Here is a 19,590-nt window from a genome sequence, read left to right as displayed (position 1 = left end):
TTGTTCTTGTATCAGGCCCTCCCACCCTATTTGCTTGCCCGACCTATCAATATCCGCTGACTGCAATTCGCTATCCGCCTGGCGCAAGCCGGCGCTTCCAGGTCTGCGAGGGCAACTCGCCGAAGCGTTTGCGATAGGCCTCGGAGAAGCGTCCCAGGTGCACGAACCCGTGATCCAGCGCCACCTCGGTGACGCTGCGCGCCGTGGCCCGTTGCAGCATGGCGTGCACCCGCTCCAGCTTGCGCTGGCGCATGTAGTCCCGAGGTGACAGGCCGACCTGGCGTTCAAACAAGGTATACAGCGACCGTTCGCTGACCCTGGCGATGGCCATCAGTTGCTCGACGCTGATGTCGTCCGTCAGGTGCTCCTCGATAAACTGGCGCACCGCTTCAAAGCCGCCACCTTGATCGGGCCGCGGGACCACCCGCAGGACGTTACTGGCCAGCAGCGCCAATAACTTATTGGCCACGATGCGCTCGTACAGGCCCTGCACTTCGGGTTCGGCGGCGTTTTCGGCCTCGTGGCAGATCAAGCCCAGCAGTTGCAGGAACCCGCCCATTTCAGTGAGTGCATGGCGCGGTGCGGCGAAACGGATGCCCGGCTGCGGCAACGTCCAGTGCTGTTCAAGGCAGGCGTTTTCCAGCAGGCGCACCGGCACTTTGACGATGAATTTCTCGCAGTCGGCGGAATAGGTCAGGTCTACCGGGTCATCCGGATTGATCAGCAGCACCTCCCCTGGGCCCAGCACCTGCTCTTCGCCACGGGAATTCGAGCGGCAGTGGCCGTGCAGCAGGATTTGCAGGTGGTAGATGGTTTCCAGCGCCACCGACGTCACCCGCACCGGCGCACCGTAGCTGATGCGGCACAGGTCGAGGCTGGAGAAGGTTCGGTGACTGATGCTCGCCTGCGGGCGGCCCTTGGGTGGCAGGCGGATGCAGTGGCTGCCTACGTGCTGGTTGACGTAGTCGGACACGGCATAGGCATCTGCACGGTCGAAAATCTGGCTGCGCTCACTCAATAGCACGGTCATGGTTGCGCCTTTTATTGTTATGGGCCCTGCGTCTGTACGTCGCCGCAGAGTGATGCGGAGGACTCGAACCGTCCAATATTCAATAGGTGTTGCTTCATACCTCGCAGGTATCGTGGGTTCACTTGCGTTGCAGCACTGACTCCCCGGCCTGGGGCGGCAGCCGCAGGTTATCCAGCAGCGCCACGCCGGCAATCACCGCCACCAGCAGAAACGTCAGCTGGAAATCGGCGGTGGCGGCCTGCCCGGTATTGCCGTGAAAATTCATGGCAAAACGTAACAACAGCGCGCCAATCGCCACGCCCATGGCCATGCTCAGTTGGAAAAACAGGCTGAACAAGGTTGAAGCGTCGCTCATCTGCGCCTGGGTATAGGCCACCCACAAACAGAATGAATAGGACCAGTGCCCAACGGTTGCTGTTCACTCAGGGTTTCGAACCGGTACTTTATCAATAAGCGATTTTTTCAGGCGCGCCTCTGAGCTTTATTTCCCTGCTGGACCACACTTGGCACGATAGACGCTTGCGTAGCCTCCCATTCCCTTGAAAAGAGGTCCCACCATGTACAAGGATTATCCAGCGGCCTACCAAGTCAGCAAAGGCGCTGCCTTGCAGGTCGACAAAGCCTTCTATGACCGCGTGCGCGAGTCCCGGGATGGGCGCACCCTGATCGAGCAGTTCGACGTGCCGATCCGCACCGGCCGCGCCTGGAAAGTACCGGCCGGCCATGTATTCCGCGTGACCACGCCGGTGGGCCCGCAGGTGGGCGACTTCAACGTGTGGAATGCCAACGACCCGCGCGAACGCATGTGGGCCGCACGTACCCGCCAGTTGCAAGGCGCTCACGTCACCACCTACGACCGCCTGTGGTCGAACCTCCCGTTTTTGCGGCCGATGGTCACCATCACCGATGACAGCCTGGCCGACTATGGCATCGACGAACACGGCGGGCGCCTGCATGATTTGCTGGGCACGCGCTGCGACCCTTACGTGAACAAGATGCTCACCGGCGAAGACTTCCACCACCATTGCCATTCCAATCTGACTCGCGCTGTACTGCCCCATGGCCTGACCGAGTTCGACGTGCACGATGTGCTGAACATCTTCCAATGCACCGGCCTCAATCACGACGACATGTACTTCATGAAAGCCTGCCCGGCCAAACAGGGCGACTACCTGGAGTTCTTTGCCGAAATCGACCTGCTGTGCGCCCTCTCCACCTGCCCGGGTGGCGACCTGTCACTGCCGATGTGGGGGCCGGACGCGGAAGACCCGCTGAAGGTCTGCCGTCCGTTGGGAGTGGAAATCTACCGCCTCGACGACGCGCTGCTGGAAGGCTGGAAACAGCCCGAGCGCGCGGCCTACAACGGCAACCATGGCCTGTTGATTCCCAAGGCTGACTGGGAAAAGTAACCGCCGGATTGACACCTGGGGCGCCGCGCCTCAGGTGTTCTGGGCGATCCTGCGGCTGATAAAACTGAAAGCCAGCACCACAAAAATCAGCACGCCGGTGGCCACCTGTTGCCAGTAGAAATTCCAGCCGATCAACAACAAGCCGTTGGCGATCACATTGATAAACAACACCCCCAGCAGCGTGCCCGGAATATTCGCCCGGCCCTGGCGGTTCAATGTGGTGCCGATAAACACCGCGCCAATCGCATTCAGCAAGAATGCATTGCCCGACAGCGGCACATAAGCGCTCACCGTCGAACTCAGCAGAATCCCCGCTACCCCGCACGCCAGCGCCGCCGCCAGCACCGTGGTGGTGACGATGCGCCGCACCGACAACCCCGAGTAATACGCCAGCAGCGGCTGGGTGCCCTGGGCCAGCAGTTCGCGCCCCAGGCGCCCACGGGCCAGCAGCAGGCCGTAGACCACTGCCAATACCAGCACGACCAGCAACGGCAACGGCACACCCAACGGGCTGACACTCGCCAGTTCCGGCTTGAAACCCTGGGCGATGTAGATCGGCTGGCCGCCGTCCGAGAGCAACTGCTGGGCACTGGTGCCGATAAACAAGGTGCCGAGGGTGGCCAGGAACGGGCTGATCCGCAGACCCGCGATCAACCCGGCATTGAACAGGCCTACCAGCAGCCCGGCAGCCAGCGCACCGGCAATCGCTACACCCAGCCCGTGCCCGGCGTTAAGTAACACCACAAAGCTGAAGCTGGCAAAGTCCAGCGCGGTGCCCACCGACAGGTCGATGCCACCGGCCGCCACCGCGTAGGTCATGCCGATGGCGACAATCGCCAGCAGCACGAAGTTGTTCAGCACCAGGCTTTTCAGGTTGCCGCCACTGAGAAACCCCGGTGCCTGCCAGGCAAACACCACGACGATGGCCACGAACACCAGCGGCAACGTCAGGGGCAACAGCGAACGCCAGCCGCCACCACGCGCTTGTAGCGTTGAAACCTGACTCATGAAGGCTCTCCCCGGTTCAATGCACTGGACGCCGCGACCACCAGCAAAATCAGCACGCCCTGCACACCGTTGACCCAGAAGCTCGACAGGTTGAGCAGTTGAAACCCGTTGATCAAAAAGCCGATCAGCAAGGTTGCGAGCAAGGTGCCGGGAATGCTCGCCACCAGTCGCCGGGAGAACACCACCCCGAGAAAAGCAATCGCCACCACCGATAGCAGCATGTCGCCGGAGCCGGTGGTGCTGCCGCTGAAAAACGCCGCTGAACACAAGGCCGCCACGGCCGCACACACCCCCGACAGCAGATAGCTGGAAAGCACATACGCCGGCACTCGAATCCCGGCGGCCTCGGCGGCGTGCGGGTACTCCCCGACGGCATGCAGACGCAGTCCGTAGGCGGTGTGCTGGATCAGCAACGTCAGCACGAAGCCTGTCACCAGCAACACCCAGGCGAGTGCCGGCACGCCCAGCCAGGTCCCGCCGCTGAGCAGGTCGAGCAACGGTGAGTCGGTGGAAACCACCGTATTTTCGGTCAAGACCAGTTCCAGCCCGGCCAGCACATTCATGCTTGCCAGGGTCGCGAGCAACGGTGGCAAACGCAGTACCACCACGGCCAGGCCATTGAGCAGGCCGACGGCCAGGCCGCAGCCCAAGGTCAGCAGCAGGCTGGCCCAAAGGTCGAGACCGGCATTATTGAGTCGGCTGAACACCGCAGCGCACAACCCCAGGTTGGCCGCCAGGGACAGGTCAAGCCCACCGGATACCACGTTGGAACCGCCGCCGATGATCACGCAGGTCAGGCCGAAGGCAAGCACCCCCAGGATGGCCGACTGGCTGAACACATTGGCGATATTGCCCACCGACAGGAAGTTGGGCGCGGCCACTGCAAACCCCAGCAGGATCGCCAGGAACACACCCACCGAACCTCGCCGCAACAACAGCACCCACAACCGTTGGGACAACCCCGGCGCAGCCGTTTCAAGCAGGGACATGCGCCACCTCCCGATTCACCGGCACGGTGACCGTGGGCGGCACAGCCCCGGTGGCACACGCCAGCAGTTGATCGCTGTCCGCCTCACCGGCCAGGAACTCGCCGGCAATCTCGCCTCGATGCAATACCAGAATGCGGTCGCAAATTCCCAGCAGCTCGGGCAAGTCCGAAGACAGCACCAGCACCGCAGCGCCCTCTTCCACCAGGCGCCCGACCAGGCGATAGATCTCGACTTTGGCGCCGACATCCACGCCCACGCAGGGCTCATCCAACAGGTAAACGGCGGAACGCCGGCTCAGCCATTTGCCCAAGGCAACTTTCTGCTGGTTACCCCCGCTGAGCTGGCTGACGGCCGCCTGCGGCCCCGGCGCCTTGATCGCCAGTTCGTCGATCAGCCGCAGGCTTTCAGCCTGTTCCTGGCGCTTGTTCAGCAACCCCCAACGGCTGAACCGCGCCAGCCCGGCCAGCGTGAGGTTTTCCAGCACCGAGAGCAGCGGTGAAATTCCTTGGCTGCGGCGCTCTTCCGGCACCAGGGCAATCCCTTGGGCGATGGCGTCACCGGGGGAACGCAGGCGCAACAAACGGCCTTCCAGGTGGATGCTGCCGCTGTCGGCATGCACCACGCCAAACAGGGTCTTGAGCAAGTCCTTGGCACCCGACCCGACCAGCCCGGTCAAGCCGACGATTTCGCCTCGGCGCAGCTCCAGGTCGATCTCCCGGTAACGCCGGGCCAGACTCAGAGACTGCACCTGCAGCAACGGCTCACCCAGTTCGACCTGAACCTTGGGATACATGTCCTGTACCTCACGGTTGACCATCAACCGCGCAATCTGCGCGCTGGAGGTATCCCGTGGCTTCACCACCGCCACATCGCGGCCATTGCGCAACACCGTCACCTCATCGCACAGGCTGTCGATTTCCTGCAGGTAATGGGAGATATAGAGGATCGACAAACCCTGGTCCCGCAGGCGCTTGACGATCCGCAGCAACTGGTCGACCTCACGCTTGACCAACGCCACGCTGGGCTCGTCGAACACCAGGATCTTCGGCTGGCGAATCAATGCCCGAGTGATTTGCAGCACTTGGCGCTCGGCGCTGTTCAGCTCGCCCACCAACGCGCCGGCCGGCAGTTGCAGTTCAAAATATTCCGCCAGCAAACGCTCGGCCTCGCGCTGCTGCCGGCGCCGATCCACAAACGGACCACGGCGTAATTCATGCCCGAAAAACAACGCCTCGCCCACCGTAAAACTCGCTGGCAACAGCCGCTCCTGATGGATGAACTGCACGCCCAGCGCGTCCACCTGGCGCGGCGACAGCGCGGCATACGCCTGGCCATCAATGCTCACCTGCCCCGAGTCCGCCGTGTGGATCCCCGCCAGGACCTTGATCAAGGTCGACTTACCGGCCCCGTTCTCGCCCACCAGACCGTGAATGGTGCCGCGTTCGACTTTCAGGCTCGCATCATCCAGCGCCACGGTGGCGCCAAACCGTTTGTGCAGGTGCTGCAAGTGCAACGCGGCCATCAATCACCCCGCAGTTGCTGGACCTGCGCCAGGTTGGCAGCCGTGGTCAGCAGCGTCGCGACGTGAGTCTCCTTGGGCAGGTCACGCTGCCCGGCGAGGTAGCGCGCCACGTTCTGCACCGCGGTCTTGCCGATCAGTGCCGGTTGCTGGGCGACCACCGCGCCCACCGGCGAATTGGCCTGGCCGAGCAGCTCCAGCACTTCCGGCGTGCCGTCCACACCGTAGGTCTTGATTTCGGTGCGCTTGGCATCGATCAACGCCTTGCTCGCCCCCAGTTGCGGAATGTCCCACGCCGCCCAGATCGCCGAGACACTCCCGGCCGGGTACTTGTTGAGCAACGCCGACACCTGGGAATAGGCATCCTGCACGGTGTTGGGGATCACATCCCGCAACTCCGGCTCGATGATTTCCAGTTGCGGATGGTCCTTGAGCGCGAGCTTCAACTGGTCATAGCGAATCGCGCACACCGGCACGCCGTAGAAGCCGTTGAACACCAGGATCTTGCCCTTGCCGCCGGCATCCTTGATCAGTTGGTCGGCCAGGGCCTTGCCGGTGGCGACGTTATCCGAGGTGGTGTTGTTGAGGCTGTACTGCGAAGGCGCATCGATGGTGAACAGCGGGATGCCGGCCTTGCTGATGCGCTTGAGCCACGGGTCGATCACGCTGAGGGTGCCGAGGGTCTGGATCACCGCATCGGGTTTCTGGGTGACCACGGTTTGCAGCTGGGTTACCAGGTTCTTGTCATTGCGCCCGGCGTCGAGGGTGATGGGCGTGCCGCCGAGGCGCTTGATCTCGTCGACCTGGGCCTGGAATGCCTTGATATCGAAATAGTGACTGGTGCCGGTCATGCTCACGGCAATGCGCTTGCCGGCCAGGGACGGCACTGCATCGTCGCCCTCGGCGGCCTGGGACAGGGCGGCGTGGCCCAGCAACAGCGCTGCGCCAAGCCAGATGAAACGGGAACGCGAGAAAAAAGTGCAAGGCATACAGGGCTCCGCTGAGCGACGGGTGAAAGGGTTCACCTGTGTGTATTGCAGAGCCCATGCCACAAATTATTTTCAATAAAATCAATGCGATAAAAACAACGGGCGATGTTGTGCTGTCTCGAGCAAACCACAACTGTCCGACTGCTGTTGCACAGCCAACAGTTGCACGCCCCCAGGACCATCGCGCGCTGCACGATCATTCAATATCCGGCCGGCCGTTGGGCCTAACTTAAGGCTCCAATGTCCTGAAACCCTGGAACCTACAATGCCTGCTAGCCAAGCTTCGACGAATTACGCTTCGATCAACTTCGCCCAGAAGTACGCCCTGTTCAGCGAGCAATGGGCGCCCAAGGTCGTCGCGCAAATGAACGACTACCAGTTCAAGGTGGTGAAGATTGAAGGCGACTTTATCTGGCACGACCATGCCGACACCGATGAAACCTTTATCGTCCTGGAAGGCACGCTGCGCATCGACTTCCGCGACGGCGCGGTGACCATCGGCCAAGGGGAAATGTACGTGGTGCCCAAAGGCGTCGAGCACAAGCCGCACGCCTTGGGTGAGGTGAAGCTGCTGTTGATCGAGCCCTGCGGTGTGTTGAACACCGGCGCCGAAGGTGGAGAGCGTACGGCAATCAACGACGTGTGGATTTAGCACCCTCCCGCGTTGCCTGTTTGGGCTAGTCTTCACCTCACTGTTTCTCCAGGCCAGGAGCACGCGTGATGAACAGGCAGCTCAAGATAACCTCAGCCCTCGTGATGACCCTGATGGCGTTGGCGGGCAACGCCTACGCCGGCACTGGCGCCTGCCCGCCCACCGATGCCCTTAAAGACGCGTTCAAAAAGACGCCGACCGGGGAAGTGGTCGCCTACACCGCGTCCGGCCCGGGCGGCCAGCAATGGACCGGGCAAAACCCGATGACAGAGCAGAAGGACCTGCATCAGGTCCACTTCGAAAAGGCGGTGATCCAAAGCAGCCAGGGTCAGTCGTCGGTGGCATGCCACTACCTGGATCAGAACCATGAGCCGGTGAGCATGACCCTGAAAAACCCGGTCAATGCCAAGCCGGTCGGCAGCGCATGGGCAGGCAACGAATGCACGGCAACCAACCCGGCGCTCTGCACCTTTGAATAGCCAGCACGCCGACAGTTTATGGGGCGCACTGTTCCTTGCATCCTGCGCAACAGTCCTTTGTCATCAACCGCATTGATAGCTCCCTAACGAAACCTGCATGCTAGAGGGCTCGCTTTACGCTTATATCATTCCGAATGATAGTTACCTTTGTTTCATTCGATTCGTGAGATAGCACCCTGCCGAGCATGATCCGCCCATCTTAAATACATTGGCGGATGCACCTCATGGAACAGTCACTCAAACATTTGCGCTATCCCTTGGCCATTTTGGCCGTGATGGTGATGAGCGCCTGCGGCAAGGCGCCGGAACAAGCGGCCGCCATGCCACCAAGCCACGTCAGCGTGGCCAAGGTGCTGGAACAACCGGTCAACGAATGGGACGAATTCACCGGCCGCCTCGAAGCGCCGGAAACCGTGGAGATCCGTCCGCGGGTGTCGGGCCAGATCGATCAGGTCGCCTTCACCGAAGGCGCGCTGGTCAAGAAAGGAGACCTGCTGTTCCAGATCGACCCTCGCCCATTCCAGGCTGAGGTGCGCCGCCTCGAAGCACAACTCGCACAAACCAAGGCCGCCGCCACCCGCAGCGATAACGAAGCCCAGCGCGGCGAACGCCTGCGCCAGAGCAATGCGATCTCCGCCGAACTGGCCGACTCGCGCACCACCGCCGCCCAGGAGGCCCGCGCCGCTGTTGCCGGGATCCAGGCGCAGTTGGACCTGGCCAAGCTGAACCTGAGCTTCACCCGTGTCACCTCGCCCATCAGCGGCCGTGTCAGCCGTGCCGAGATCACCGCCGGCAACCTGGTGACCGCCGATGTCACCGCGCTGACCAGCGTGGTCTCCACCGACAAGGTCTACGCCTACTTCGACGCCGATGAACGTGTGTACCTCAAGTACACCGAACTCGCGCGCCAGGGCCGCCGTGGCGCGACCACCCCGGTGTACATGGGCCTGTCCAATGAAACCGGCAACCCGCACCTGGGCCAGATGAACTTCGTCGACAACCAGGTCAACCCGGCCACCGGCACCATTCGCGGTCGCGCCGTGTTTGATAACAGCAAGGGCGAATACACCCCTGGCCTGTACGCCCGCTTGAAGCTGGTGGGCAGCGGCACCTACTCCGCCGTACTGATCAGCGACGAAGCCGTGGGCACCGACCTGGGCAAGAAATTCGTACTGGTGATGGACGGCGACAAGCCGGCCTATCGCGCCGTGGAACTGGGGCCGAAGATCGAAGGCTTGCGCATCGTGCGCAGCGGCCTGACCAAGGACGACACGATCATCGTCAAGGGCTTGCAGCGCGTTCGCCCGGGATCGCCGGTGGCGCCGGAAACCATCCCGATGGCCAGCAAGGAAACCCTCGCCGCCTTGGCACAACAACGACAAGCGCTTGAAGCCAGCAACCTGGAGCAAGTGGCGCCGGATAAAGCCGCGCCCAAGCTCGCCAGTGTCGCGACTCCACGCGGTTAAGGGATACGACTCAAGATGAATTTTTCCAAGTTCTTCATTTCGCGGCCGATCTTCGCAGCAGTGCTCTCGCTGCTGATCCTGATCGCCGGCGCGATTTCACTGTTCCAGCTGCCGATCAGTGAATACCCGGAAGTGGTGCCGCCGACTGTAGTGGTCCGCGCCAACTTCCCGGGCGCCAACCCCAAGGTCATCGGTGAAACCGTGGCCGCGCCCCTGGAGCAAGCCATCACCGGCGTCGAGAACATGCTGTACATGTCCTCGCAATCGACCGCCGACGGCAAGCTGACCCTGACCATCACCTTCGCCCTGGGCACCGACCTGGACAACGCGCAGGTACAGGTGCAGAACCGGGTAACCCGGACTCAGCCCAAGCTGCCCGAGGAAGTGACGCGCATCGGTATTACCGTGGACAAGGCCTCTCCCGACCTGACCATGGTGGTGCACATCACCTCCCCCGATCAGCGCTACAACATGCTGTACCTGTCCAACTACGCGATCCTGAATATCAAGGATGAGCTGGCACGCCTGGGCGGCGTGGGTGACGTGCAGCTGTTCGGCATGGGCGACTACTCCCTGCGTGTGTGGCTCGATCCGAACAAGACCGCCTCGCGCAACCTGACCGCCACCGATGTGGTGACGGCCATCCGCGAACAGAACCGCCAGGTAGCGGCCGGTGCACTGGGCGCGCAACCTGCGCCGACTGACACCAGCTTCCAGCTGTCGGTCAACACCCAGGGCCGACTGGTCACTGAGGAAGAGTTCGAGAACATCGTCATCCGCGCCGGGGCTAATGGCGAAATCACGCGCCTGAAAGACATCGCGCGGGTTGAGCTGGGTTCCAGCCAGTACGCCCTGCGCTCGTTGATCGACAACCAACCGGCCGTGGCGATCCCGATCTTCCAGCGCCCGGGCTCCAACGCCATCGACATCTCCAATGAAGTACGCGCCAAGATGGCGGAGCTGAAACAGAGCTTCCCGGAGGGCATGGATTACCGCATCGCCTACGACCCTACCGTGTTTGTGCGGGGTTCCATCGAGGCCGTGGTTCACACCTTGTTTGAAGCACTGATCCTGGTGGTGCTGGTGGTGATCCTGTTCCTGCAGACCTGGCGCGCGTCGATCATTCCACTGGTAGCAGTGCCGGTTTCGTTGATCGGTACGTTTGCGGTGATGCACCTGTTTGGCTTCTCGCTCAACGCGCTGTCGCTGTTCGGGCTGGTGTTGGCGATTGGTATCGTGGTGGACGACGCCATCGTGGTGGTGGAGAACGTCGAGCGCAACATCGAGCTTGGACTGGAACCGTTCCCGGCCACCGAAAAGGCCATGAGCGAAGTGACTGGCCCGATCATCGCAACCGCGTTGGTACTGTGTGCGGTGTTCATTCCAGCGGCCTTTATCAGCGGCTTGACCGGCCAGTTCTATAAGCAGTTCGCCTTGACCATTGCGATCTCGACGGTGATTTCGGCGTTCAACTCGCTGACCCTGTCGCCCGCCCTGGCAGCGGTCTTGCTCAAAGGCCACAACGCGCCGAAAGACGGCTTCTCCAGGTTCCTCGACAAGATGCTGGGCGGCTGGTTGTTCAAACCGTTCAACCGCTTCTTCGACAAGGCCAGCCATGGTTACGTCGGCACCGTACGCCGGGTGATCCGCGGCAGTGGCATCGCGCTGTTCCTGTATGCCGGCCTGATGGTCCTGACCTGGCTGGGCTTTGCCCACACGCCGACCGGTTTCGTACCGGCCCAGGACAAGCAATACCTGGTGGCCTTCGCACAATTGCCGGACGCCGCGAGCCTGGACCGCACCGAAGACGTGATCAAGCGCATGTCCGACATCGCCATGAAACAACCCGGCGTGGAAAGCGCGATTGCCTTCCCTGGCTTGTCGATCAACGGTTTTACCAACAGCCCGAACAACGGCATCGTGTTCGTAACCTTGAAGCCGTTCGATGAGCGTAAAGACCCGAGCCTGTCTGCCGGTGCGATTGCCGGTGCACTGAACGGCAAGTACAGCAGCATCCAGGAAGCCTACATGGCGATCTTCCCGCCGCCGCCGGTACAGGGCCTGGGTACGATCGGCGGGTTCCGCCTGCAGGTCGAAGACCGTGGCAACCTGGGTTACGACGAGCTGTACAAAGAAGTGCAGAACATCATTACCAAGAGCCGTGGCGTGCCTGAGTTGTTCGGCCTGTTCACCAGCTACACGGTCAACGTGCCCCAGGTCGATGCTGCCATCGACCGCGAAAAGGCCAAGACCCACGGCGTGGCGATCAGCGACATCTTCGACACCCTGCAGATCTACCTGGGTTCGTTATATGCCAACGACTTCAACCGCTTCGGGCGTACCTATCAGGTCAACGTGCAGGCTGAGCAACAGTTCCGCCAGGATGAAGACCAGATCGGCCAGCTGAAAGTGCGCAACAACAAAGGCGAGATGATCCCGCTGGCGACCTTCATCAAGGTCAGCGACACCTCGGGCCCGGACCGCGTGATGCACTACAACGGCTTCATCACCGCCGAGATCAACGGCAACGCCGCACCGGGCTATAGCTCCGGCCAGGCCCAGGCGGCGATCGAGAAACTGTTGAAAGACGAACTGCCCAACGGCATGACCTACGAGTGGACCGACCTGACCTATCAGCAAATCCTCTCGGGCAACACCGCGCTGTTCGTATTCCCGCTCTGCGTACTGCTGGCGTTCCTGGTACTGGCCGCCCAATACGAAAGCTGGAGCCTGCCACTGGCGGTGATCCTGATCGTACCGATGACCCTGCTGTCGGCCATCACCGGGGTGATTATCTCCGGCGGCGACAACAACATCTTTACCCAGATCGGCCTGATCGTACTGGTGGGCCTGGCGTGTAAGAACGCGATTCTGATCGTCGAGTTCGCCAAGGATAAACAGCAGGAAGGCCTCGACCCGCTCGCTGCGGTACTGGAAGCCTGCCGTCTGCGTCTGCGGCCGATCCTGATGACTTCGTTTGCCTTCATCATGGGTGTGGTGCCGCTGGTGATGTCCAGCGGTGCCGGTGCCGAGATGCGTCATGCCATGGGTGTGGCGGTGTTCTCCGGGATGATCGGCGTGACCTTCTTCGGTCTGCTGCTGACGCCAGTGTTCTATGTACTGATCCGCCGGTTTGTTGAACGCGGTGAAGCGCGCAAAGCGGCCAAGGCCTTGAAGCTGGAGACACAGCAATGAGCGTGAAAGTATTTTTGCCGAGCTTGCTGGTACTGGCGCTGAGCGCCTGTGCCGTGGGCCCGGACTATAAAACCCAGCCACTGGAGGCGGCCAACGTAACGGCCGCCGCCGACGCCAAGCAGTACGACCACGCGAAGTTCGAAGGCATCTGGTGGCAGCAGTTCGAGGACCCGACCCTTAACCAGTTGGTGACTCAATCCCTGAACGGTAACCGTGACCTGCGGGTGGCATTTGCCCGCCTGCGGGCAGCCCGGGCGATTCGTGACGACGCCGCCAATGACGTGATGCCGGTGATCACCAGCCGCGCCAGCAGCGACGTGGGCAAAGGCCAGATTCCGGGCCAGACCACCAAGCGCGTCAACAGTGAGCGTTATGACCTGGGCCTGGACATGGCCTGGGAAGTGGACTTGTTCGGGCGGATCCGCCGCAACCTGGAGGCCAGCGACGCTGACCAACAGGTTGCCGAGGCCGACCTGTATCAACTGCAAGTCACCATGATTGCCGAATTGGTGGACGCTTACGGTCAACTGCGGGGCGCGCAACTGCGCGAGAAAATCGCGGTGGCCAACCTGAAGAACCAGGAAGACTCGCGCGGTATCACCGTCAGCCTGCGGGATGCCGGTGTGGGTGATCAGCTCGATGTGGTGCGGGCCGATGCGCGGCTGGCGGCTGTAGAAGCCAGTGTGCCGCAGCTGCAGGCGGAGGAAGTGCGCGAGCGTAATCGCATCGCTACCCTCCTCGGCCAGCGTCCGGACAAGTTGACCGTGGACTTGAGCCCGAAAGATTTGCCGGCGATTGCCAAGGCCTTGCCGATTGGTGATCCGGGGCAACTGTTGCAACGTCGTCCGGACATTCTCAGTGCCGAGCGTAAGTTGGCAGCGGCCACAGCGCGGATTGGGGTGGCCAAGGCTGATCTGTTTCCGCGGGTGAGTCTCAGTGGGTTCCTCGGGTTTACCGCTGGGCGTGGGTCGCAGATTGGTTCGGCGGCGGCGAATGCGTGGTCCCTGGGGCCGAGCATTACCTGGGCGGCGTTTGACCTGGGCAGTGTGCGGGCGCGGTTGCGTGGTGCGGATGCCGAGGCGGATGGTGCTCTGGCGAGCTATGAGCAGCAGGTGTTGCTGGCGCTGGAAGAATCGGAGAACGCCTTCAGTGATTACGGTAAACGCCAGCAGCGGTTGGTTTCGCTGATTCGTCAGAGTGAGTCGAGCCGGGCTGCTGCGGATCTGGCGGAGATTCGTTACCGCGAAGGGACGGTGGACTTCCTGGTGTTGCTGGACGCGCAGCGTGAGCGTTTGGCCGCCGAGGATTCGCAGGCTCAGGCCGAAGTGGATCTGTATCGGGGGATTGTCGCGATTTACAAGGCGTTGGGGGGTGGGTGGCAGCCGAGTACCACCATTGCCAGTGCCAAGTGATGTGATTTAAAGAGCTCCTTTGGTTGGTCGCATCCAGCCAATTTTTAGCCCCGTGCCGTCATTCGGTCGCGGGGCTTTTTTTTGCTCGTTTGTGGTGGGTACATATCCGTTATTTCGGTCAGGGCTGCTATTGGTTCCGCTCTTACAGCGGCTCACTTTTGAAGAGCGCAAAAGTAAGCAAAACGCTCTTGCCCCACCACTCGGCACCTCGCTTGGGCTCGGTGTGCCCTCACTCCGGCTTTGGACCGTGGGCCGCCGTCATGGGCCATCCTTGGCCCAGGACGGCTAACCCGGCGTCCTGCCGGGTTACCCACGCTCCAAAGCCTGCGTTCGGCCAGCGTGGTTTAACGGGGCGCCTAAGATCAAAATCAAGATCAACAGCAAGAGCACAGCGGCCTACAGGCCGGCTTGAGTGTTGTGAAGCAAAAGCCAAATCAAAAGCTAAAGCGGGCACGGTCAAATGTGGGAGCTGGCTTGCCTGCGATAGCATCAACTGGATGTACCTGATGCACCGAGTTGTCTGCATCGCAGGCAAGCCAGCTCCCACAGAAAAGCAGCTTTGCTTTCGCTCTGGTCTTTGCTTTTGCTTTTAACACTCAAGCCGGCCTGTAGGCCGCTGTGCTCTTGCTTTTGATCTGCTTTTGATTTTGATCTGCGGGCCCCGTTAACCACGATGGCCGCAAGTAGGCACGGTGGAGCGGGTAAATCGGCAGGGATGCCGATTTAGCCGCGCCGGGCCATGGATGGCCCGTCGCGGCGGCCCGCGGAATCGGGCCGGAGTGCGGGCATGCCGAGCCTAGGCGAGGCACCGAGTGGTGGGGCAAAGACCTTTTGGTTACTTTTGGCTGGGCCGGCATTCCGGGCGTTTGCCAAAAGTGACCCGCTGTAAGAGCGGAACCATAAGCCGCCGTTACCGCAGCAACGGATATGTACCCAATACGCTACCGCGCAAGCACCATGGCAAAGTACCCAAACACCGTGAGCAAAATCCCCGACACCGCATACGCCACCGGAAACCCAATCCACGGCACCGTACTATCAATTTCCTTGGCCGCCTCCCGCGCAGGCCCCGAGTGACTCCGCGCCCCCGCAACACCGCCCATGAGAATCGCCGGATTAATCTTGAACACATGAAACCCCACCGCCCAAACAATAAACGGTGGAATCGTGCAAGCCACAAACCCAAGCAAAAAGATCTTCAACGCAATGATCGCGCTGATCTGCGAAACCAGATTGGCCCCGGCATTCACCCCCACAATTGCGACAAAGAAAATCAACCCCATGTCCTCGAGAATGTTGCGCGCCGCATTCGGCGTATTCCCAAAAAACCGCACCCGCGACACCAGCGACGAGACGATAATCCCCGACACCAGCAACCCACCCGCATTCCCCAGGCCCACCGCCGCCCCGAACGCCGGCACTTGAATCAGGCCGATCAGCAACCCCAGCACCATGCCCAACGACAGCGTGAGCAAATCGGTCGCCGTACTCGGCCGTCCCGCCTTGCCCAGTAACGCCGTGGCCTTGTCGATGGCACTGCGCAAGCCAATCAGGTGCATCACATCCAGGCGCTGCAACCGCGTTTCCAGCCCCACCGGAATCGGCGCCCCTCCCCGCTCAATCCCCACCAACTGCACCTGCCCGGCAATCGGCGACTGGCTGAATTCCTTGAGCGCCTTGCCCACTGCATTCTTGTGGGTCACCAGAATCACCGCTTCATCCAGCGGTATATTCAGGGCCCGGGCATCCGGCACCTCCGGCCCGATCAGGCCCATGTGGTCGGTCAGTGCATCCAGGCTGCCACCCAGGGCAATCACATCGCCCAACTGCAACATCAATGTCGGATCGGCTCCCAGCAACTCGTCGCCACGCTCGATGTTCTCGATCTGGTACAGCGCAAAGCGCTGGCGAAACTGCGCGATGCTTTGTCCTACCAGCTCCGGGTTTACCAGGCGATAAGCCCGCAGATCAAACGGTCGATAGCCGCTGAGCCCGGCATCGTCGACGTTCGGCACGCCGTGCTCCACCTCAAACTCTTTGGCGGCCTTGCGCGCATCCACGCCCCACCAGCGCGGCAGGTATTTGCAGATCAGAATGATCCCGACTGTGCCCCAGATATAGGTGATGCCGTAGGACAGCGCGATCATCGCCGTGGCCGCTGCCGCCGTGGTGCCCGGCGGCAGTGGCACCACGCCCGAGGTGATGGCCTGCTCGGCGGAACCGATGGCCGCCGACATGGTTTGCGAACCGGCGAGAATCCCGCCTGCCGCGCCTACCGGCAGGGACAGCAGCCGCACGCCGAGCACCACGATGCCCAGCCCCAGGAACGAGGACAGAATCGCCAGGAAGGTAAACTTCAGGCCATCGCCCTTGAGGCTGTTGATGAACGAAGGCCCGACCCGCAACCCGACGCCGTACATGAACAGGTAATAAAACAGGCTCTTGGTGAAGTTATCGAGTTCGAAATGCACGCCGTAGTACGACGCCCAGGTCGCAATCGCGCAGCCGATCACGATGGCCCCGGCCACCGCGCCCAGGCCGTAGCCCTTGATAGTGCCGCGCCCGACCCAGACGGACAGGCCAACCACCAGGAACAGCAGGATGTAAGGGTTGTCGTGCAGGAAAGTAAAGAAGGCAGTCACGATGATTCGTACCTGGCGATGCAACGCTAAAGGTACCGGGCCTCAAGGCCCGGTGGGTTTTCAGTGCGTTCAGTCGAGGTTCGGGGTGTCGGCCGGGATGACCGGGTCGGCGATGGCGCCATGGCTGAAGCTGGGGCCCGCGTCGGAATGCTCCACCGGGTTTTTCTGCAGGTAGGCAACGGCCTTGCGCAGGTCCTCCAGCAGCAACGCCACCAGGTCACGACTCACGCCATGCCGCACCAGGATGCGCTGTACCACGATGTTCTGACGGTCGGACGGCAACGGGTAAGACGCAATCTGCCAGCCGCGCATGCGCACACGCTCCGACAGGTCGTAGAGGCTGAAGCCGTGGTCTACGCCGTCCTTGAGCTTGTAGCAGACCGCCGGCAGCCCGTCGTTGCCGTCGTACACCAGTTCCAGTGGGGCGAACTGGGCGATTTCCGATGCCAGCCACTGCGCCGTATCGGAGCACGCCTGTTGAATACGGGTGTAGCCGTCACGCCCGAGCCGCAGGAAGTTGTAGTACTGGGCGATGATTTCACCGCCGGGCCGGCTGAAGTTCAGGGCAAAGGTCGCCATGTTGCCGCCCAGGTAGTCGACGTAGAAAATCAGCTCTTCCGGCAGGTCTTCAGTGGAGCGCCAGATCACCCAGCCCACGCCAAGCGGCGCCAGGCCGTACTTGTGGCCGGAAGCGTTGATCGACTTGACGCGCTCGATCATAAAGTCCCATTGCAGCTCTTGCTGAATGAACGGGGCGATAAACCCACCGCTCGCCGCGTCGACATGAATCGGAATATCCAGGCCAAGATCGCGTTGCATCGAGTCCAGCTCGGCCGCCAGGGCGGCGACCGGTTCGTAGATCCCGGTAAAGGTCACGCCCAGGGTCGCCACCACGCCAATGGTGTTCTCGTCGCAATATTCCCGCAGGTCGGCCGGGCGCAGGCCTAATGCATCACCGCGCAACGGCACTTCGCGGATTTCCACATCGAAATAGCGGGCGAATTTCTTCCAGCAAATCTGCACCGGACCACACACAAAGTTCGGTTTGTCGGTGGGTAACCCCGCCGCTTCCCGGCGTTTTTTCCAGCTCCATTTAAGGGCCAGGCCCCCGAGCATCGCCGCTTCGCTGGAGCCCGTGGTGGAACAGCCAACGGTTTGCCAGGACTTCGGCGCGTGCCACAGGTCGGCAATGATGTGCACGCACCGGTTTTCAATCTCGGCCGTCTGCGGGTACTCGTCCTTGTCGATCATGTTCTTGTCGAGGGCGTCGGCCATCAACTGCTGCACTTCGGGCTCGACCCAGGTGGTGCAGAAGGTCGCCAGGTTTTGCCGGGAATTGCCGTCCAGCAGCAGTTCGTCGCGCACCAGGTTGTAGGCGGCGGACGGCGTGGTCGAGTGGTCCGGAAGGCGATATTTGGGCAGCTTGTGCTGGGCGGAGCCACTCGAATAGACGTCTTCGATGGCTTGGTCCTGAGTCTCTACGGTTCTGTGAAGTGCCATGAAATCCTGCTCTTGAATGAGGGAAATGGCGTAGACGTTGATCGCGACAAATGCCGATCAGGCTGCGTCAGGAAACGAACGATGGAGCGGTGGCGCCGAATATCACACGCATCGAGGCACAGGTAAGTGACCCAGGTCATTAAAGCCGTGGATAGTCAGTGCAGCCTGGCAGTGACCTATTGGCTCAGTGCTTCGTTCAATATCAGGCTGCGATAGTGTCCGGGGTTGGAGCCCGACCACTTGCGAAACGCCTTGTAGAACGAGCTGGCATCGGCAAACCCCAGGCGCGTGGCGATCTCGGCAAAGCTGATGTCGGCGTCTGCCAGCCAGACGATCGCCAATTCCTTGCGCACGCTGTCCTTGAGGCCCTGGTAGGTCTGCCCTTCTTCCGCCAGGCGCCGGCGCAGGGTCGAGGCCGAGATGCACAAGGACGCCGCCAGGCCTTCGGTTTCCGGCCAGGTGTCGGCGGGCATCTGCCGCAGGTCGGTCTTGATGCGGGTGGCGAGGCTGTCCGGGTCGCGGTATTTGACCAGGATGTTGGCGGGCGCGTGGGCCAGGAAACGCTTGAGTTCTTCCGGGCTGCGCTTGATCGGCAGGTCGAGGCAGTCGGCCGAGAAAATCATCCGGGTGCGCGGCCGGTCGAAGCGCAGGTTGTCGGAGAACATCACTTGGTAGTCGTCGCAGAAGTCCGGCGGCGAGCAGCGCAGCTCAATCGCCAGGATCGGAATGCGTCGCCCCGCCAGCCAACAGGCGACGCCATGGACGATCATCCAGTAGGCGAAGTAGGTGAAGGCCCGCTTGGGTTCGGGCTCTGGCTCCAACAAGACGATTTCCGCCAGACTCTGCTGGCGTACCAGTTGCGCCGGCATGCGCTCAAGCATCAGCGACAGGAAGCCCAGGCCGGTTTCCAGCGCGGCGGCCAGGGTGGGTTGTGCCATGGAGGCCCGGCACAGGAATTCCAGGCTGCCGGATTTGAGCTTGCGCGGGTCCATGCCAAAGAATTCATCGTCCATGCGCCGTGCCAGCAGGCGCCAGAGGCGCGCGTACGCCGTTGCCGGAACACGTGCACTTGGCTGTTCCAGCAGCGCTGGACTGATCCCGACTTTGCTCAACACTTCATCGGTCGCCGCACCCGGCGCGCAGCTCTGCAACAGGGCTTCGCGGACCAGTTGGATGGAAATCGTGTCTTTTTCCGACATGGGGAATGGCGCAATCCGGTGGCTGGGACGATGCCGCGCATTCTAGTGGCGGTTGCGGTTTGCCACCACCGTTCAGTCAAGGTTCAGTAAAGGTCAATATT

Annotated in this window: 14 protein-coding genes and 1 pseudogene; 6 read left to right on the top strand and 9 right to left on the bottom strand. The window is 61.7% G+C overall.

The genetic code is table 11. From position 1 onward, the window contains the following. Positions 1–70: 70 nt before the first annotated feature. Positions 71–1,030 carry an AraC family transcriptional regulator gene (locus LIY45_RS08480; RefSeq protein WP_226475973.1) on the bottom strand — a complete coding sequence of 320 codons (960 nt, stop codon included), beginning with the start codon at positions 1,028–1,030 and terminating at the stop codon, positions 71–73. 118 nt (positions 1,031–1,148) lie between these two features. After that, a pseudogene (locus tag LIY45_RS08475) lies at positions 1,149–1,394 on the bottom strand (MFS transporter); the annotation flags it as partial. A gap of 193 nt (positions 1,395–1,587) precedes the next feature. Between LIY45_RS08475 and LIY45_RS08470 the strand changes: the two are divergent. Continuing rightward, entirely contained in the window at positions 1,588–2,439 is an 852-nt protein-coding gene (locus LIY45_RS08470; RefSeq protein ID WP_226475971.1) for a DUF1989 domain-containing protein, read from the top strand. A 30-nt stretch (positions 2,440–2,469) separates the two neighbouring features. On the opposite strand, the gene LIY45_RS08465 is transcribed toward LIY45_RS08470, so the two are convergent. Genes LIY45_RS08465 through LIY45_RS08450 form a run of 4 tightly spaced genes read right to left on the bottom strand, consistent with a single transcriptional unit; the run spans position 2,470 to position 6,944 of the window. Continuing rightward, positions 2,470–3,447, bottom strand: coding sequence for an ABC transporter permease (locus tag LIY45_RS08465; RefSeq protein WP_226475970.1), 978 nt, complete (start codon positions 3,445–3,447; stop codon positions 2,470–2,472). Beyond that, complete coding sequence (locus LIY45_RS08460) at positions 3,444–4,436, bottom strand: ABC transporter permease (RefSeq protein ID WP_226475969.1); 993 nt, start codon at positions 4,434–4,436, stop codon at positions 3,444–3,446. The genes LIY45_RS08465 and LIY45_RS08460 overlap by 4 nt, the downstream gene beginning before the upstream one ends. After that, positions 4,423–5,958 (bottom strand): sugar ABC transporter ATP-binding protein, encoded by a 1,536-nt coding sequence (locus LIY45_RS08455; protein WP_226475968.1) that lies wholly within the window; start codon positions 5,956–5,958, stop codon positions 4,423–4,425. The genes LIY45_RS08460 and LIY45_RS08455 overlap by 14 nt, the downstream gene beginning before the upstream one ends. Next, positions 5,958–6,944: a sugar ABC transporter substrate-binding protein gene (locus LIY45_RS08450; RefSeq protein ID WP_017479686.1), complete on the bottom strand. Its 987-nt coding sequence runs from the start codon at positions 6,942–6,944 to the stop codon at positions 5,958–5,960. Before LIY45_RS08450 ends, LIY45_RS08455 begins: the two co-directional genes overlap by 1 nt. Positions 6,945–7,209: 265 nt before the next feature. Here LIY45_RS08450 and LIY45_RS08445 point away from each other — a divergent pair, with 265 nt between their 5' ends. The 5 genes from LIY45_RS08445 to LIY45_RS08425 all read left to right on the top strand — a co-directional run bounded on the left by LIY45_RS08445 (position 7,210) and on the right by LIY45_RS08425 (position 14,148). Beyond that, positions 7,210–7,596, top strand: a complete 387-nt coding sequence (locus tag LIY45_RS08445) for a cupin domain-containing protein (protein ID WP_017479685.1) — start codon at positions 7,210–7,212, stop codon at positions 7,594–7,596. Positions 7,597–7,664: 68 nt separating this feature from the next. After that, on the top strand, positions 7,665–8,075 hold the full coding sequence (locus tag LIY45_RS08440; protein WP_226475967.1) for a DUF3757 domain-containing protein: 411 nt from the start codon (positions 7,665–7,667) through the stop codon (positions 8,073–8,075). 224 nt (positions 8,076–8,299) lie between these two features. After that, positions 8,300–9,541 carry a multidrug efflux RND transporter periplasmic adaptor subunit MexE gene (gene mexE, locus LIY45_RS08435; protein WP_226475966.1) on the top strand — a complete coding sequence of 414 codons (1,242 nt, stop codon included), beginning with the start codon at positions 8,300–8,302 and terminating at the stop codon, positions 9,539–9,541. Positions 9,542–9,556: 15 nt separating this feature from the next. Next, complete coding sequence (locus LIY45_RS08430) at positions 9,557–12,736, top strand: efflux RND transporter permease subunit (protein ID WP_226475965.1); 3,180 nt, start codon at positions 9,557–9,559, stop codon at positions 12,734–12,736. Beyond that, a complete protein-coding gene (locus tag LIY45_RS08425) occupies positions 12,733–14,148 on the top strand; it encodes a TolC family protein (protein ID WP_017479681.1) in 1,416 nt (471 codons plus the stop codon). The genes LIY45_RS08430 and LIY45_RS08425 overlap by 4 nt, the downstream gene beginning before the upstream one ends. Before the next feature lie 941 nt (positions 14,149–15,089). Here LIY45_RS08425 and LIY45_RS08420 read toward each other — a convergent pair. From LIY45_RS08420 to LIY45_RS08410, 3 genes are all read right to left on the bottom strand, one after another. Continuing rightward, a complete protein-coding gene (locus LIY45_RS08420; RefSeq protein WP_226475964.1) occupies positions 15,090–16,790 on the bottom strand; it encodes a TrkA C-terminal domain-containing protein in 1,701 nt (566 codons plus the stop codon). 69 nt (positions 16,791–16,859) lie between these two features. Then, entirely contained in the window at positions 16,860–18,290 is a 1,431-nt protein-coding gene (locus tag LIY45_RS08415) for a glutamate decarboxylase (RefSeq protein WP_226475963.1), read from the bottom strand. A gap of 176 nt (positions 18,291–18,466) precedes the next feature. Beyond that, entirely contained in the window at positions 18,467–19,489 is a 1,023-nt protein-coding gene (locus LIY45_RS08410; protein ID WP_226475962.1) for an AraC family transcriptional regulator, read from the bottom strand. Positions 19,490–19,590 lie beyond the last annotated feature (101 nt).

It is taken from the genome of Pseudomonas sp. MWU16-30323, from assembly GCF_020515595.1.
GTDB lineage: Bacteria > Pseudomonadota > Gammaproteobacteria > Pseudomonadales > Pseudomonadaceae > Aquipseudomonas > Aquipseudomonas yamanorum.
This window is presented reverse-complemented; position numbering and strand designations above follow the sequence as displayed.

Bases quoted from the DNA above. Each gene is read 5' to 3' on its own strand.
- LIY45_RS08450 (WP_017479686.1), bottom strand. From the start codon at position 6,944: ATGCCTTGCACTTTTTTCTCGCGTTCCCGTTTCATCTGGCTTGGCGCA.
- LIY45_RS08480 (WP_226475973.1), bottom strand. From the start codon at position 1,030: ATGACCGTGCTATTGAGTGAGCGCAGCCAGATTTTCGACCGTGCAGAT.
- LIY45_RS08460 (WP_226475969.1), bottom strand. From the start codon at position 4,436: ATGTCCCTGCTTGAAACGGCTGCGCCGGGGTTGTCCCAACGGTTGTGG.
- LIY45_RS08410 (WP_226475962.1), bottom strand. From the start codon at position 19,489: ATGTCGGAAAAAGACACGATTTCCATCCAACTGGTCCGCGAAGCCCTG.
- LIY45_RS08465 (WP_226475970.1), bottom strand. From the start codon at position 3,447: ATGAGTCAGGTTTCAACGCTACAAGCGCGTGGTGGCGGCTGGCGTTCG.
- LIY45_RS08415 (WP_226475963.1), bottom strand. From the start codon at position 18,290: ATGGCACTTCACAGAACCGTAGAGACTCAGGACCAAGCCATCGAAGAC.
- LIY45_RS08455 (WP_226475968.1), bottom strand. From the start codon at position 5,958: ATGGCCGCGTTGCACTTGCAGCACCTGCACAAACGGTTTGGCGCCACC.
- LIY45_RS08440 (WP_226475967.1), top strand. From the start codon at position 7,665: ATGAACAGGCAGCTCAAGATAACCTCAGCCCTCGTGATGACCCTGATG.
- LIY45_RS08470 (WP_226475971.1), top strand. From the start codon at position 1,588: ATGTACAAGGATTATCCAGCGGCCTACCAAGTCAGCAAAGGCGCTGCC.
- LIY45_RS08445 (WP_017479685.1), top strand. From the start codon at position 7,210: ATGCCTGCTAGCCAAGCTTCGACGAATTACGCTTCGATCAACTTCGCC.
- mexE (WP_226475966.1), top strand. From the start codon at position 8,300: ATGGAACAGTCACTCAAACATTTGCGCTATCCCTTGGCCATTTTGGCC.
- LIY45_RS08430 (WP_226475965.1), top strand. From the start codon at position 9,557: ATGAATTTTTCCAAGTTCTTCATTTCGCGGCCGATCTTCGCAGCAGTG.
- LIY45_RS08425 (WP_017479681.1), top strand. From the start codon at position 12,733: ATGAGCGTGAAAGTATTTTTGCCGAGCTTGCTGGTACTGGCGCTGAGC.